This is a genomic window from Vibrio palustris (assembly GCF_024346995.1).
Taxonomy (GTDB): Bacteria; Pseudomonadota; Gammaproteobacteria; order Enterobacterales; family Vibrionaceae; genus Vibrio; species Vibrio palustris.
The window spans coordinates 2399093-2413658 of sequence record NZ_AP024887.1 but is presented as its reverse complement, the minus strand read 5'-3'; the positions used below and the strand labels follow the sequence as shown (position 1 = coordinate 2413658).

The following is a 14566-nucleotide window of genomic DNA, read 5'->3' as shown; positions in this document are numbered from 1 at the left end:
TGTATTGAGAGACGAATTACGCTTTTTTCGCTTCTGCTGCTGCCGCTGCGATAGCTGCGAAGCTGTCTGCTTTTAGTGACGCACCGCCAACCAAAGCACCATCAATATCAGGGTTTTGGAAGTAAGATTGCGCGTTTTCAGGCTTAACAGAACCACCGTATTGGATGATAAGCTGTTCAGCAACAGCGGCATCATGTTTAGCAACGTGGCTACGGATGAATGCGTGGATACGTTGTGCATCGTCGGCTGTTGCCGCTTTACCAGTACCGATTGCCCAGATTGGTTCGTATGCAATGATGGCACCGTTGAATGCTTCAATACCACAGTGATTAATTACGGCATCGATTTGACGAGAAACAACAGATTCTGTTTCGCCCGCTTCGTTTTGAGCATCAGATTCACCAATACACAGTACCGGAATTAGACCGTTTTCTTTTAGAAAAGCAAATTTCTTCGCGACGAACTCGTCAGATTCTTCGTGGTATTCACGACGCTCTGAGTGACCGATAATGATATGAGTCGCACCGAAATCTTTCAGCATTTCAGGTGACATATCACCAGTGAAAGCACCGCTGTTATTCACGTCAGTGTTTTGTGCACCTAGAATAAGCTTGCTCGCGTTTTCTTTGATCAGGCGTTCTGCTTGGTCAATGTAAAGAGCAGGTGGAGCGACAACGACATCAACACCATCGATATCTGCAGTCGCAGTGTTTAGTCCATTAAGAAGTTCAGTAACCATTGCTTTGCTACCGTTTAGTTTCCAGTTACCCATCACTACAGGACGACGCATAGGAATATCTCCGCTTTTCATTAATTAAAAAAATACTGGCTCTGAATATACCAGATAAAATTCGTCAGATCATGATGAGAGTCATGTCTTTCTCGGTTTATTGGTAAGCGCCGGTGTCTGATAGAAAAAAGAATAGATAAGCGTAATCAATCTCTCGGCTTTTTAGGGCGCGATTGACTATAGTTGATCATACCACGGTAAAAAATATGGATGTGAAGCATGCCGAATTTAATTATGGAATACTCGGATTCAGTGGATGAGCGAGTCAATGTGCAAAAGCTGTTAGAAGACTTACACCAGTTAGCTCTGGATTGTGGCTTATTTGCTAAAAGCGATGTGAAATCTCGGGCGATTGGCTGCCATGATTGGTTGATTGGCGAGGAGCAAGACTCGCAAGACTTCATTCACCTCACGGTCGAAATGTTATTCGGGAGAACGCAAGAACAAAAGCGCACCTTAGGGGAGCAGTTAATGGCCGTGTTGCAACAAGAAGCCAGCAATGTACGCAGCCTTAGTCTTAATATGCGTGATATGGATAGAGAAACATTTATTAAAGTCATCCAATCAACCTAGAGGGCGAGTTATGACAGTAAAATGGTTAATTTCATCGTTTGAAGGTCGCATACCAAGGCAGCTCTTTTGGTCGTGGAATGCCGTTTATTATGGCGTAATTATCTGTAGTTTAACGTTTGTTTCCCCGTTTATACCTACCTTATCCGCGTATGTATTACCGGTGGTGTTGCTAGTGTTGTTGGTCCCTGATTTAGCGGTTACTGCAAAGCGCTGGCACGATCGTAATAAAAGTAATAAGTGGTTATTGCTGAGCATACCTTTAATCATTAGTCGTTTGATGATGCCAGGGCAAATGGTCGGTGAAGGCGGGATTGTTGCCGGGCCATCAACCGTGGTTCAGTTGTTTTCTTTTTTTAGCTTATTATGTGGATTAGCGATCTTTATCGAGTGTGGATTACGCAAAGGCAATCCGCTTCGTAACCAATATGGAGAGCCTTACGTACATGACTCTTCAACCGAGCAAGAGGACAGTTCAGTCTAATCATTTACATTATATCTGCCTGTCATCACCTTCTTGCCGCCCCATAAAGTGACCGTCATACATCCTGTGCGGTCACGTTATATGCGTATTTTTCGAAAAGGTATAATATCGGCGCAGACTGGTGGCTGAGTGTCTTCTTCTCCATCCAGAGCATGGCGAAATTTCGCCATTTGCGTCGAAAGCTCATTCATCAGTGTCACATTGGCCTGGGTGGGGGTTTTACACCGTCCGACCACTAAATCGATATGGCTTTGTTGGGCGCGCAAGCGGTGCTGCATGTGTTGGGAAGTCGCATCAATGAGAGCATCACACATTGAGCGTTTAAAATGGTTAAACCCGTTTGGATCTTGTTCCGCCATGGCTACCAGCTCTTCAAATGGCGGAAGTTCTTGTTGTGGCCTTTCATTGCTCATGGCACTTTCCTCTTGCAAACTTATCGATGAACGCCCCTCACTTCCTATTAAGTTTAGGGAGAAACGGCAAATTAGCAGAGGAATAACTGAATTGTCGCAAAAATGAAAAAATAGTTAGCGGCGTGCAATTATTTTGTACGCACATCGTCTTTGCCCATCAATGATGTGTTCAGTACGTGTCACATCATAATCTTCGCCGAGTAAGGTTTGGAAAATGGTTAGTTCAGAATCACACAAATTCCGGCATTTTCTAGCGGCTTTGCAGATAGGGCAGTGATTTTCATATAACATATAGCCTTCGGGAGTTGCTTCAAACTCAGCCATATATCCTTCGCTTTCCCGTAATTCAACCAGCGTCACTAACTTACTTTCGATTGAATCACATGCTTGCATCGCAGCTTGATACGCTTCGAGTGTTTTGGCTTCGCGCTCAGCGGTGACTTTGGCAAGCCCCTCAGCCCCAAATAACTGCTCAACTGCATCAATGACTTGAATGGTTAATTCACCGTGCCTATCGGTAAATTTATCATGGCCAATTTGAGTGAGCGACCAATGACGAGTCGGGCGGCCAACTTTGGCTTTCACATCATGAAAAGCCAACACACCCTCTTCTTCTAAACTCTGCAAGTGCTGCCGAGCACCCATTGTCGTGATGCTGAGATCGTCGGCAAGTTGTTTTGCAGTGACCACACCTTCTCGCTTAATCGTATGCAAAATTTTGTCAACGGTTTTCATGTTGCTCCTCTAGTGAGGGTGAGTATTGACACACCTCATGAACAAAAAATCCAGAATTCTTATGCTCATTATGAAGTATCGATTTAGGTTGTTAAAGGGAAGTCTGGGGTTGCTTTCAAGAGGGATCAGTAAGACAGAGGTCATAGTGAACAGTTATCGAATGAAAATGTTAATCAAATCACATTTTTTTTCTGGTTCCCCCTTGGGTTAAATCAATTTATCCCCCACATATCAAACACAAGCTGAGCGATCAGCGTTTTATTAACTACAAGACGGAAAATCTTAATCAGGAGAGACGACAGATGAACATTCGTCCATTACATGACCGAGTTATCGTTGAACGCAAAGAAGTTGAATCAAAATCTGCTGGCGGCATTGTCCTAACAGGCTCTGCGGCTGAAAAATCGACGCGCGGTGAAGTTGTTGCCGTCGGTAAAGGTCGTATTCTAGAAAATGGCACAGTATTACCTCTTGATGTAAAAGTCGGTGATACGGTTATTTTCAGCGAAGGCTATGGCACTAAGTCAGAAAAAATTGAAGGCAAGGATGTCTTGATTCTGTCAGAAAACGATATTCTGGCAATCGTTGAGTAATTGCTCTGAAAAACGAACCAACAAAAACGAATTTAAAAGAGGAAATACAAAATGGCTGCTAAAGACGTAAGATTTGGTAATGATGCACGCATTAAAATGCTAGAAGGCGTAAATGTTCTAGCGGATGCAGTAAAAGTCACACTAGGCCCTAAAGGCCGTAATGTTGTGCTGGATAAATCTTTCGGTGCTCCAACGATTACTAAAGATGGCGTTTCTGTTGCGCGTGAAATTGAACTGGAAGACAAGTTCCAGAACATGGGCGCACAAATGGTTAAAGAAGTTGCTTCGCAAGCGAACGACGCAGCGGGTGACGGTACTACAACAGCAACAGTTCTTGCGCAATCTATTATTAGCGAAGGTTTGAAAGCGGTTGCTGCGGGTATGAACCCAATGGATCTTAAACGCGGTATCGAAAAAGCCGTAACCCACGCCGTTGAAGAATTGAAAAAACTGTCTGTTGATTGTACTGAATCAAGCGCAATTGCACAGGTAGGTACTATTTCTGCAAACTCTGACTCTACAGTCGGTGCTCTGATTGCAGAAGCGATGGAAAAAGTGGGTCGTGATGGTGTTATCACGGTAGAAGAAGGTCAAGGTCTGCAAGACGAGCTTGATGTGGTTGAAGGCATGCAGTTCGATCGCGGTTACCTATCTCCTTACTTCATCAATAACCAAGAAGCGGGTTCTGTTGATCTAGAAAGCCCATTCATCCTATTGGTTGATAAGAAAGTATCGAACATTCGTGAACTTCTTCCTGTATTGGAAGCGGTAGCGAAGACTTCTCGTCCGTTACTTATCATTGCGGAAGACGTAGAAGGCGAAGCGCTAGCGACATTGGTTGTTAACAACATGCGCGGCATCGTGAAAGTTGCAGCGGTTAAAGCACCAGGCTTTGGTGACCGTCGTAAAGCAATGCTACAAGATATTGCTACGCTAACTGGCGGTACGGTTATCTCTGAAGAGATCGGTCTAGAAGTTGAAAAAACCGCCTTGGAAGATCTTGGTCAAGCGAAGCGTGTGACTATCACCAAAGAAAGCAGCACCATCATTAATGGTTCTGGCGAGCAAGACATGATCGAAGGTCGCGTTGTGCAAATTCGTCAACAAATCGAAGAAGCAACCTCTGACTACGACAAAGAAAAACTTCAAGAGCGTGTCGCGAAACTGGCGGGCGGCGTTGCCGTGATTAAAGTTGGCGCAGCAACTGAAGTTGAAATGAAAGAGAAGAAAGACCGTGTTGAAGATGCCCTTCACGCGACTCGCGCAGCCGTTGAAGAAGGCGTTGTTGCTGGTGGTGGTGTCGCACTTGTCCGCGCTGCATCAGAACTAGCTGGCCTTACTGGTGACAACGAAGAACAAAACGTGGGTATCCGCGTTGCCCTTCGCGCAATGGAATCACCACTTCGTCAAATCGTTAACAACGCAGGCGATGAAGAATCAGTGGTTGCCAATAACGTGAAAGCGGGCGAAGGTAACTACGGTTACAACGCCGCAACAGGTGAGTACGGCGACTTAATCGCAATGGGTATTTTGGATCCAACCAAAGTGACTCGTAGTGCACTTCAGTTCGCTGCATCTGTCGCTTCTCTGATGATCACAACCGAAGCGATGGTAACTGATCTACCACAAAATGATGCCGGTTCAGCCCCTGATATGGGCGGAATGGGTGGCATGGGCGGAATGGGCGGCATGATGTAATCATCTAGCTCATATACTATAGCATCCTAAGAAGCCCGCAAAGCTATGTTTTGCGGGCTTTTTTATTGATTTTACTTCCTATTCCATCCGATAATATTTTACAACTTCCAAAAAGAACAAGGTATTAATGAGGGGTATCACTGAAATATTCAGTTTGATTTTATTCATATTTAATATGTATACCCCTCATGTAATGGTCCACTAATACTGGAGAGTTCTTAAGCCGCTTTTTTCATCTTTGCATAATGTTCGTGTGGAGTCATATAGTTGAGTCCGCTGTGCTTTCGCTTGTAATTGTAAAAATTAAGATAACTTTGTACTGCTGATATGACCGACTGATGATTGATAAAATTCAGTACGTTCAAGTGCTCCGACTTAAGTGTCCTAAAAAATCGCTCCATTACAGAGTTATCCCAACAATTCCCTCTTCTGCTCATACTTTGTTTTATATTTAAAGCACTTAAACGATTTCTAAAAGCATGAGAACTAAAATGGCAACCCTGATCTGAATGCACCATCAACTCACCTGTCATCGGTTTCTTATTTATGATTGCTTGATTGAGTGCAGCAAGCGTTAACTTTGTATCAGGCGAGCGTGATAACGCATATCCCACAACTTCTTTCGTGGCTAAATCCATAACACATGCGAGATAACTCCAACCTTGATGAGAACGAATATACGTCACATCTGTCACCCAATGAGTATTGTATGTCTCAGGATTAAAGTGCCGGTTAAGTAAGTTCGGTGCATATCGCTTTTCATCACCAAAATCAGGATAGTAATGCTTCCTTTTTGGGTAACGGACATAAATATTGAGTTTATTCATTAATTTAGCAACTCTATACAAACTTACATAAGTGCCTTGCTCTTTAAGTTCTTCTCTAATGCGCCGCTTGCCATAGGTGTGATTCGACTCACTTGCAATCACACGGATTTGATGACGTAATCGCGCGTCACTCTGTTTATCGCTTCTTTGGTAGTAAAAACTACTCAATGGCACTTCAAGAGCGTGACATATTTCGGAGACAGTGTAACGAGAGTGCGCTTTCTTCATTTGCCTTACGGCTTCTTGCTTCAATTGTCTCGCATGAACAAAGCGCTGGCTTTTTTTAATATGTCGATGTTTCGATTTGCTCTAGCTAGCTGTTTTTCAAGCTCTTGTATTCGTTGTTGCTCAGGAGTTAAGGCTTTTTGATTTTGCGGTGTAATACCTTGCTTTTCAGCTTTGTATTGCCGCTTCCAGCGGACAACAGCCGAAGAGCATGCCCCAGATATTTCTTGAATCTGTTGATTAGAGTAGCCATCTTCAACCATCATTTTTGCGTATTCTAGTTTTTGCTGATCGGAGATAATAATTCTTTCTTTTCGTTGCATCATAAACCTCAGTTAATCATTTGATTATAAGGCTTAATTGCTTTCCAAGATAATCGTACCATTACATAGGTAATCTTCACATTGATAACATTGACGCAGGGCAAGACAGGTCTACACTCAATACATATTCTGGTATGAAGGAGTAAGGAAATGGGGGTTAAAAAGTCATCACAACAGGTTAGCACACCACGAAGACGATTTGTTCAAGGCTTAATTGCAGGAGGTGTACTCATTGATAACATTGACGCAGGGCAAGACAGGTCTACACTCAATACATATTCTGGTATGAAGGAGTAAGGAAATGGGGGTTAAAAAGTCATCACAACAGGTTAGCACACCACGAAGACGATTTGTTCAAGGCTTAATTGCAGGAGGTGTACTCATTGATAACATTGACGTAGGGCAAGACAGGTCTACACTCAATACATATTCTGGTATGAAGGAGTAAGGAAATGGGGGTTAAAAAGTCATCACAACAGGTTAGCACACCACGAAGACGATTTGTTCAAGGCTTAATTGCAGGAGGTGTACTTGCTGCTTTTCCGAGTGTATTACATGCTGCATCATCTTTAGTAGCAGGAACAATAACAGGCACTGTGCCCGAACTTAGCGGCAAAGTAATTGATCTGGTTATAGATGAATCGCCGGTTAACTTTACTGGCGTAGTACGTATGGCGACAACTATCAATGGCTCTATACCCGCCCCTACCTTGCGCCTCAAAGAAGGCGATGACGTTACTATTAGAGTAACAAATAAGTTATCAGTACCGAGTTCAATTCATTGGCATGGCATTATTTTACCGTATCAAATGGATGGCGTACCTGGTATCAGTTTTAAAGGCATTATGCCTGGCGAAACCTTTGTTTATAAATTTAAATTACAACAAAGCGGTACATATTGGTATCACTCACATAGTGGCTTTCAAGAAATGACTGGCATGTACGGTGCATTAATTATTGAACCGCGAGAAAAAGATATTATTAGTGCAGATAACGAGCATGTTATTCAATTATCTGATTGGACTGATGATGACCCAATGGCGCTGTTCCGCAAATTAAAAATACAGAGTGATGTATTTAACTTCAATCAGCCCACTGTTCCAGAATTTTTTGATGACGTTTCAAATAGCGGTGTTTCGAATGCTTTGCAACGCCGCAAAATGTGGAATCAAATGAGAATGAATCCTACAGATTTAGCTGACTTATCTGCATCAGCAATGACCTTTTTAATGAACGGTAGTACGCCAATGTCAAATTGGCGAGGAATGTTTAAAGTTGGAGAAAAAGTAAGACTTAGGTTTATTAATGGCTCAAGCAATACTTTTTTTGACGTTCGTATTCCCGAACTAAAACTAACAGTTGTACAAGCTGATGGGCAAAACGTTGAACCAGTGACAGTTGATGAATTTAGATTCGGCCCTGGTGAGACCTACGACGTAATTGTTGAGCCTAAAAATGATGCCTATACGATTTTTGCTCAAAGTATGGATCGCTCTGGTTACGCAAAAGGAACTTTATCAAGCTCGCCTAATATTGATGCGCCAGTACCTGCACTTGACCCTGTTGAATGGTTAACGATGACCGATATGATGGGCAATATGACCCACGGCGGTGAGCATTCTGCAATGGCAGGTATGGCAGGTATGGCTGGCATGTCAGGTATGAACTCTAAAGAAATGGATCATAGCGCTATGGAGCACGGTGCAATGGCGATGGATCATAGCAAACATGGTATGTCTGAAAACCCATTGGCAGTTGCCAGCACTAAAGTGCGTCATGCCAAAACGGAGTATGGAGCTTCAGTTGATATGCGCGTTGATATGCCTAGAACAAATCTTGATGATCCTGGTATTGGTTTACGTAAAAATGGTCGCCGTGTTTTAACACTTGCAGATTTACACTCACTTGAAGGGATCACTAACCAGCAAGAGCCAGAAGCTGAAATTGAGTTGCATTTAACCGGAAATATGGAACGTTATAGCTGGTCATTTGATGGCTTAGAATTTGGTAAAAGCACGCCAGTGCATATGAAGCATAACCAACGTTTAAGAGTTATTTTACAAAACGATACCATGATGACGCACCCTATGCATCTGCATGGTATGTGGAGTGATTTAGAAAACGAGCAAGGTGATGTGCAAGTGCGACGTCATACAATACCTGTTCAACCCGCACAAAGAATCAGCTTTTTAACCACCCCTCACGATGTAGGGCGCTGGGCTTGGCATTGCCATTTATTATTCCATATGGATGCCGGCATGTTTAGAGAGGTAGTCGTATCATGAAACAATTAAAACTATCTAAATCATTTAGTTTATTAATGTTAACTGGGGCTTCATTAATTAGTTTCCCTTTATTAGCGCAAAGTGAAATGGCACAAATGAATAGCGCTAAGATGCAACCACAAGGAGGAAGTGCACCTAAAGATGCAAGAGACCCCCATGCTTACTCTGCGGGAACAACTTTAACAGAAGGCCCATATGCGCTTGAGGGCAATGAGCGATTAACACTCGCTGATGAGCATCCATTTTACGCATTACTAGGCGATCGTCTTGAATATAACGAGCAAGCAAACGCAGGTGTATTTGACTTACAAGCATGGTACGGCACTACCTTTGATCGATTGGTAATTAAAACCGAGGGTGATTTCAGCGAAGGAAGTATTGAAGAAAACCAAACCGATATTTTATGGGGTCACGCCGTATCAGCATATTGGGATACTCAAGCAGGTGTTCGTCTTGATTACAATAAAGAAGGTGAAAATCGGCAATGGTTGGCTTTTGGCTTACAAGGTTTAGCCCCTTATTGGTTTGAACTTGATATGACAGCATACGTAGGTGAGCGAGGCAATACCGCATTTACGTTAGAGGCAGAGTACGAACTACTACTCACGCAAAAGCTAATTATACAACCGCGAGCCGAAATTACACTTTATGGCAAAAAAGATAAACAAAACGAGCTTGGAAGTGGCCTATCAAGCAGCGCGATTGGCTTTAGGGTTCGTTATGAATTTACACGCCAGTTTGCGCCCTATATTGGCGTTGAATGGAGCAATAAATTTGGCAATACCGCCGACTATGCCACATCAAGAGGACAAAGTAGCAACAACACCGCATTTGTTGCGGGTATTAAATTTTGGTTTTAATCATTTTAAATAAGAGGTAATTATGAAGTTTTTTAACTCTGCAGTAGCCATTTTAGGTTTAGTGCTTACATTTTCCGCATCAGCGCATATATCACTCAAGCAATCAATACCTGCACAAGAAGCCATGTTAATGCAAGGACCAGAGGAACTTTCGTTAATTTTTAGTGGTGAAGTAAGGCTAGCAAAAGTCATCATCAAAGATGAAAAAAATAAAACAATAAACTTTGATTTCAAACCCAGCGCCACCCCAAGCACAGACTTTAATTGGTCATTACCGAGCCTAGCCCAAGGCACTTACACGGTTAAATGGACAGCACTGGGTGGTGATGGACATAAAATGACTGGCACGTTTAGATTTATGGTACATAAAAATGAATCGCATAAGATGATGTAAGAACAATCTAATACCCACAGCAAACATAATCATTGAGGAGCAACATCATGCAATTAAGTGAATGGTCAGTGCTCTTACTATTATTAAAACTAGCAAGCTATATAGCAATTGTAGGGCTTGCGGGCACTTTATTAATGCGCTTTATGTGTGGCAACAGCAATGTTGCAGGGCATCACTTAATTAGCTTTCATCAGTTCTTAAAACGTTGGCAAATTACGTGTGTAGTTACAGGTAGTATTGCTGCACTTTTACAAGTACCTATAGAAGCTGGAGCAATGGCTGAATCAGGCTTTATGGGAATGTTTGACCCCTTTATGCTTGAAATTGTTTGGCAATCAATCATAGGTGACCAAGCAAGGTTTAGAATACCAGCGCTTATTATTGCTCTAATTAGCGCATGTATGTGGAATGTGGAATCAGATGATAACGTAGCAGGTTATAAAAACGGTGCCGTTATACTAATCATGCTTGGGTTTATCGCTTATAGCTTCACTTTTACTGGGCACAGTGCAAACGAAAATGGGTTAGTGAAAAGTATTTTAACCTTTCACCTTATTGCCATTGCGAGCTGGTTAGGGTCATTGTGGCCGCTTTACAAAAGCTGCACTTTACTACCTACCAGTGAAGTAAAGCGGTTAATGCATTACTTTGGTCAACTCGCTATTGTTATTGTATTTGTACTACTTATTTCGGGCTTAACTCTGCTCCTGCAGTACCTAGAGTCATTTTCTGCATTGTTTACATCAGATTATGGGCAACTAATTTTATTAAAGCTGTTACTCGTCAGCGCGATGCTGCTCCTAGGTGCATGGCATAAGCTTTTTTTAGTCCCGCAAATCACTCAACAACACCATATAAGTATATTAAAACGCTCGATTACTGTTGAAATAGTAATTGCCCTGTTTGTGCTTATTACAACAAGTGTATTTACCACACTTGTTGGTCCGCCTATTTAACGATTAATAAAAAGGGAAACGTATGTTAATTAAATCCTTTAATTTAAAAATTTTATTGCTACTAATTTTTAGCACTGTTAGTTCTTTTACTGTTAGTGCACATGACGATGAAAAATATTCAAAAAAAGGCAAGGCCTTTGTCAATGTTGATAGCGAGGCTGCAAAAACAGTTAGCCTATTTCATGCATCTCTAAAACAAGGTAATCGCGAAGCTGATCTGCTCCAGCCAGACTGGACACTTCATTAAGCGACATTTTGCTGTTCAAAGTTAACAGGGCTTAGATACCCAAGAGCACTGTGCCTTCTTGTCCGATTATAATCAACCTCTATGTACTCGAAGATCGTTTGACGCATCTGGTCTCTCGTCATAATCGGCTCATATTGGATCGCTTCAACTTTCATCGAATGGAAGAAGCTCTCAACACAAGCATTGTCCCAGCAGTTTCCTTTCCTACTCATACTTTGCTTTAGATTATAAACAGTTATGAGGTCTCGATAATCTTTTGAGCAGTACTGACTACCTCGATCACTATGAACGATAACCTGCTCAGGAAATTCGCGACGGAACAAAGCCATTGATAGAGCATCACAGACCAGCGTAGCCGTCATTCTGGTATCCATAGACCATCCGATTACTTGTCTTGAGTAAAGGTCAATAATTACTGCCAAGTACAACCAGCCTTCGCTTGTCGCAACATAGGTGATGTCTCCCGCCCATTTTTCATTCGGAGCCGCTGCGTGCTCCATGCACGCAAAAGCCCCGTGATGATTCACGGGGCTTTTTTAATGCCTGCTAATAATGACTGACATCATTAAGATCGTCAGCTAAGGCCATGATATTGAACAACACCTAGTTCGTGACTTCTTGGTTTGCATCATTCCTCAGGTGCTGGTTATGTTATTGAACCATGATCACTAAGTGAACCTGCGGTTCTAGTAACTTTATGTTTTCGTTGCATTGCAAATGTTTTAATATGCGCGCGTGACACTCGGCCGTGATATGTGGCTGCTGTGTTTACAGTTTGATTATTGAGTAGGGCGCGAGCATTGCTCACCATTTTACTGAGCGTTGGGCGGGTCAAAACTCCGTGCGCCGGACGTATATTTGTTATGGAGTTATTTACAAAGGTTTATTATGAAAGATATATTTTTCTTCAACTCGATGCTCACTCCTAAAATTATCACTTTTGTTTATTGGCTAATGCTTCTAACTTCATTGATTTCTGGTTTAGGGATGATGTTTACCGCATATGGCGGCGGCTTTTTAAGCGGCTTAGGTATTATTATTGGCGGTGCGATTGGCGCAAGAATTTGGTGTGAGCTATTAATGGTTTTATTTAAAATTCACGAAAACCTACAAAAAATCGCTAATAAATCAGAATAAGATCATTTTTTGACTAAAGGCTATTATGGCGACTTTTTTGTGTTTAACTATGATCAGTAGATAAACACAACACTCTATGATGATAGTTACGATGTTCGATAAAATGATGTTGGTGCATGTCTGAGTGAACTCATGAGCATTCTCCTTATTCGCGAAAGCCCTGTGATTATTCACGGGGCTTTTTTGATGCCTTTATTCCTGCGAGATTGATGCGTAGAAGCCTGAACCAGACTTATTGTTATATGCCGACCACACCGAAGGTGAAAACCCGCTCGGAGTTATCCAAATTCAACGTATGTCAGAGCGGGCTGCACAGATCACTTAACACACTTACGCGGCTTCTTCGCTGAGCGCTTATCAATGAAAATTTCTGCGTACATATAGCGAGCGATGCAAATACTCGGTATGGTTAAGATATAAGTAGGGATGAGAAGTTAAGGATCGATAATATGAAAATTAGTCAGTTACAGCATACTGGCGAGTCGGCCTCATTACGGATAGATGAATGGGACATTGCACCGGGTCAGCATTGGGGCGTGTTTTCAACACATAGCCATGGCTCGTCATTACTGGTGAGTTTGCTTGCCAAGCAGCAAATACCAGAACGGGGCATAATTAGCGAAGCACCCGAGCGTATTGGCTGTGTGTCTTTGCATGAGCAGCAAAAGCTTTTAGATATTGAACTGGCGCGGGATGATACCGATTTTCTCGATCAAATTGATTATGGTACCAGTGTTGAAGGACTGATTTTAGAAGCCGGCTGTACGCGCAGTGAGCTGGAAGTGTTACTTGAGAAGACGGATTTAACCCAGTTACGTTTACGCGGTTTTCGTCAGCTCTCGACCGGCGAAACTCGGCGTTTAATGTTAGCGCGCGCATTAGCCACGCAGCCACAGATGTTGATTCTCGATGAGCCATATACTGGGCTCGATACTCACCATCGTCAGCAACTCTCCGCGTTACTGACTGAGCTTGCCAAGCAGATGACCTTAATAGTGGTGACCTCGCGCGAAGATGAACTGCCTGATTTCATCTCCCACATTGCCGTTTTTAATGAGCAAGCGCTCTCGCAAATCATGACGCGTGAGCAATGGCTTAATAATCCGTTGCTTGAGCAAATGAAGGCATTGTCTGCCGAGCGCAGTGACGCTTTGGTGGCTCTCATGGAAGCGGCGCCGAGCGAGGATCGTTACCCAAACCCACGCGTCATTATGCGTGATGTGGCGGTGGAATATGTCGATGCGCCGATTTTTTCTGGTGTCAACTGGGAGATTAAAGCGGGTCAGCATTGGCAAATCCGTGGCCCGAATGGCTGCGGCAAAAGTACCTTGCTTGGGCTCATTTTAGGGGATCACCCCCAGTGCTACAGCAATGATATTACCGTATTGGGGATGCAGCGCGGCAGTGGTGAAACCATCTGGGATGTGAAAAAGCACATTGGTTTGGTGTCTTCGGCTTTGCATTTACAATATCGCGTTGATTGCTCGGCGCTCGATGTGTTGTGCTCAGGGTTTTATGATTCGATTGGTTTGTATCAAAAGCCGAGTGCCAAAGAAGTGCAATTAGCGCAGCAGTGGTTAGCGTTGTTGGAAATGGCTGACATGGCGAAAGCCAGCTTTCGCAGTCTCGACTATGGACGTCAGAGGCTGCTCTTGATTGGCCGTGCGTTGATTAAGCAGCCGGCGTTACTGGTGTTAGATGAGCCGTATCAAGGCTTAGATTATATCAATCGTAAGTTGGTATTCCAGGCGCTTAATCGGATTGCGACGCTACACATGACACAGCTGATTTACGTCACCCACTATGAAGAAGATGCACTGCCGGCGATTGATCACTTTGTCGATTTTATTGCCAATGAGGGCAAGCCGGGGTATCACGTCGCGATTTATCAGGCGTAGTCACTCACTTACTTATTTACGAGGAGAGTCTTCACGCTCTCCTCGCGTTGTGAGGCGGCCTAATTTTTTGCTGAACGCCACGACGCAGACTTTGTAACGAGTTTTCAGTGTGTAAACTCATGCGATTATTT

15 protein-coding genes and 1 pseudogene are annotated in these 14566 nt (G+C 43.0%); 11 read left to right on the top strand and 5 right to left on the bottom strand.

The annotated features are described in order from the left end of the window. Positions 1–16: 16 nt before the first annotated feature. Positions 17–790, bottom strand: a complete 774-nt coding sequence (gene tpiA / locus OCU30_RS11300; protein ID WP_077315133.1) for a triose-phosphate isomerase — start codon at positions 788–790, stop codon at positions 17–19. A gap of 219 nt (positions 791–1009) precedes the next feature. On the opposite strand from tpiA, the gene OCU30_RS11295 reads away from it, so the two are divergent. Beyond that, positions 1010–1363, top strand: a complete 354-nt coding sequence (locus OCU30_RS11295; RefSeq protein WP_077315132.1) for a 5-carboxymethyl-2-hydroxymuconate Delta-isomerase — start codon at positions 1010–1012, stop codon at positions 1361–1363. Positions 1364–1373: 10 nt separating this feature from the next. Next, a complete protein-coding gene (locus OCU30_RS11290) occupies positions 1374–1844 on the top strand; it encodes a DUF805 domain-containing protein (protein ID WP_077315131.1) in 471 nt (156 codons plus the stop codon). A 77-nt stretch (positions 1845–1921) separates the two neighbouring features. On the opposite strand, the gene OCU30_RS11285 is transcribed toward OCU30_RS11290, so the two are convergent. Both OCU30_RS11285 and OCU30_RS11280 read right to left on the bottom strand, forming a co-directional pair. Next, entirely contained in the window at positions 1922–2257 is a 336-nt protein-coding gene (locus OCU30_RS11285; RefSeq protein ID WP_077315130.1) for a DUF3135 domain-containing protein, read from the bottom strand. A 114-nt stretch (positions 2258–2371) separates the two neighbouring features. Beyond that, on the bottom strand, positions 2372–2992 hold the full coding sequence (locus OCU30_RS11280) for a helix-turn-helix transcriptional regulator (RefSeq protein WP_077315129.1): 621 nt from the start codon (positions 2990–2992) through the stop codon (positions 2372–2374). A gap of 302 nt (positions 2993–3294) precedes the next feature. Here OCU30_RS11280 and OCU30_RS11275 point away from each other — a divergent pair, with 302 nt between their 5' ends. Both OCU30_RS11275 and groL read left to right on the top strand, forming a co-directional pair. Beyond that, the gene (locus OCU30_RS11275) at positions 3295–3585 is read left to right on the top strand and encodes a co-chaperone GroES (RefSeq protein ID WP_077315128.1); all 291 of its coding nucleotides are present in this window, start codon (positions 3295–3297) and stop codon (positions 3583–3585) included. A 51-nt stretch (positions 3586–3636) separates the two neighbouring features. After that, entirely contained in the window at positions 3637–5283 is a 1647-nt protein-coding gene (gene groL, locus OCU30_RS11270) for a chaperonin GroEL (protein WP_077315127.1), read from the top strand. A gap of 218 nt (positions 5284–5501) precedes the next feature. Here the strand turns inward: groL and OCU30_RS11265 are convergent. Continuing rightward, a protein-coding gene (locus OCU30_RS11265) for an IS3 family transposase (protein ID WP_261821307.1) occupies positions 5502–6658 on the bottom strand; the annotation gives its coding sequence in 2 pieces (ribosomal slippage) (positions 5502–6397 and positions 6397–6658; 1158 coding nt in all). A 452-nt stretch (positions 6659–7110) separates the two neighbouring features. Here OCU30_RS11265 and OCU30_RS11260 point away from each other — a divergent pair. From OCU30_RS11260 to OCU30_RS11240, 5 genes are read left to right on the top strand one after another with little or no spacing between them, the layout of a single operon-like run. Continuing rightward, positions 7111–8943 (top strand): copper resistance system multicopper oxidase, encoded by a 1833-nt coding sequence (locus OCU30_RS11260; protein WP_077314169.1) that lies wholly within the window; start codon positions 7111–7113, stop codon positions 8941–8943. Next, a complete protein-coding gene (locus OCU30_RS11255) occupies positions 8940–9803 on the top strand; it encodes a copper resistance protein B (protein ID WP_077314168.1) in 864 nt (287 codons plus the stop codon). The genes OCU30_RS11260 and OCU30_RS11255 overlap by 4 nt, the downstream gene beginning before the upstream one ends. Before the next feature lie 22 nt (positions 9804–9825). Beyond that, positions 9826–10197, top strand: a complete 372-nt coding sequence (locus OCU30_RS11250) for a copper resistance CopC family protein (RefSeq protein WP_077314167.1) — start codon at positions 9826–9828, stop codon at positions 10195–10197. Between the two features lie 47 nt (positions 10198–10244). Then, complete coding sequence (locus OCU30_RS11245; protein WP_077314166.1) at positions 10245–11153, top strand: copper resistance D family protein; 909 nt, start codon at positions 10245–10247, stop codon at positions 11151–11153. 22 nt (positions 11154–11175) lie between these two features. Beyond that, a complete protein-coding gene (locus tag OCU30_RS11240) occupies positions 11176–11400 on the top strand; it encodes a hypothetical protein (RefSeq protein ID WP_235861848.1) in 225 nt (74 codons plus the stop codon). Here the strand turns inward: OCU30_RS11240 and OCU30_RS11235 are convergent. Beyond that, a pseudogene (locus OCU30_RS11235) lies at positions 11397–11891 on the bottom strand (IS3 family transposase); the annotation flags it as partial. The gene OCU30_RS11240 and the pseudogene OCU30_RS11235 overlap by 4 nt on opposite strands. A 397-nt stretch (positions 11892–12288) precedes the next feature. On the opposite strand from OCU30_RS11235, the gene OCU30_RS11230 reads away from it, so the two are divergent. Together OCU30_RS11230 and modF are read left to right on the top strand one after the other, a co-directional pair. Further along, positions 12289–12537: a DUF4282 domain-containing protein gene (locus tag OCU30_RS11230; RefSeq protein ID WP_077314165.1), complete on the top strand. Its 249-nt coding sequence runs from the start codon at positions 12289–12291 to the stop codon at positions 12535–12537. A 449-nt stretch (positions 12538–12986) separates the two neighbouring features. Next, positions 12987–14435, top strand: a complete 1449-nt coding sequence (modF, locus tag OCU30_RS11225; RefSeq protein ID WP_077314164.1) for a molybdate ABC transporter ATP-binding protein ModF — start codon at positions 12987–12989, stop codon at positions 14433–14435. The last annotated feature ends 131 nt before the right edge of the window (positions 14436–14566 follow it).

What these genes read in the sequence shown, in the direction of transcription:
- tpiA (WP_077315133.1), bottom strand. Translation starts at nt 790, where the DNA reads ATGCGTCGTCCTGTAGTGATGGGTAACTGGAAACTAAACGGTAGCAAA.
- OCU30_RS11295 (WP_077315132.1), top strand. Translation starts at nt 1,010, where the DNA reads ATGCCGAATTTAATTATGGAATACTCGGATTCAGTGGATGAGCGAGTC.
- OCU30_RS11290 (WP_077315131.1), top strand. Translation starts at nt 1,374, where the DNA reads ATGACAGTAAAATGGTTAATTTCATCGTTTGAAGGTCGCATACCAAGG.
- OCU30_RS11285 (WP_077315130.1), bottom strand. Translation starts at nt 2,257, where the DNA reads ATGAGCAATGAAAGGCCACAACAAGAACTTCCGCCATTTGAAGAGCTG.
- OCU30_RS11280 (WP_077315129.1), bottom strand. Translation starts at nt 2,992, where the DNA reads ATGAAAACCGTTGACAAAATTTTGCATACGATTAAGCGAGAAGGTGTG.
- OCU30_RS11275 (WP_077315128.1), top strand. Translation starts at nt 3,295, where the DNA reads ATGAACATTCGTCCATTACATGACCGAGTTATCGTTGAACGCAAAGAA.
- groL (WP_077315127.1), top strand. Translation starts at nt 3,637, where the DNA reads ATGGCTGCTAAAGACGTAAGATTTGGTAATGATGCACGCATTAAAATG.
- OCU30_RS11260 (WP_077314169.1), top strand. Translation starts at nt 7,111, where the DNA reads ATGGGGGTTAAAAAGTCATCACAACAGGTTAGCACACCACGAAGACGA.
- OCU30_RS11255 (WP_077314168.1), top strand. Translation starts at nt 8,940, where the DNA reads ATGAAACAATTAAAACTATCTAAATCATTTAGTTTATTAATGTTAACT.
- OCU30_RS11250 (WP_077314167.1), top strand. Translation starts at nt 9,826, where the DNA reads ATGAAGTTTTTTAACTCTGCAGTAGCCATTTTAGGTTTAGTGCTTACA.
- OCU30_RS11245 (WP_077314166.1), top strand. Translation starts at nt 10,245, where the DNA reads ATGCAATTAAGTGAATGGTCAGTGCTCTTACTATTATTAAAACTAGCA.
- OCU30_RS11240 (WP_235861848.1), top strand. Translation starts at nt 11,176, where the DNA reads ATGTTAATTAAATCCTTTAATTTAAAAATTTTATTGCTACTAATTTTT.
- OCU30_RS11230 (WP_077314165.1), top strand. Translation starts at nt 12,289, where the DNA reads ATGAAAGATATATTTTTCTTCAACTCGATGCTCACTCCTAAAATTATC.
- modF (WP_077314164.1), top strand. Translation starts at nt 12,987, where the DNA reads ATGAAAATTAGTCAGTTACAGCATACTGGCGAGTCGGCCTCATTACGG.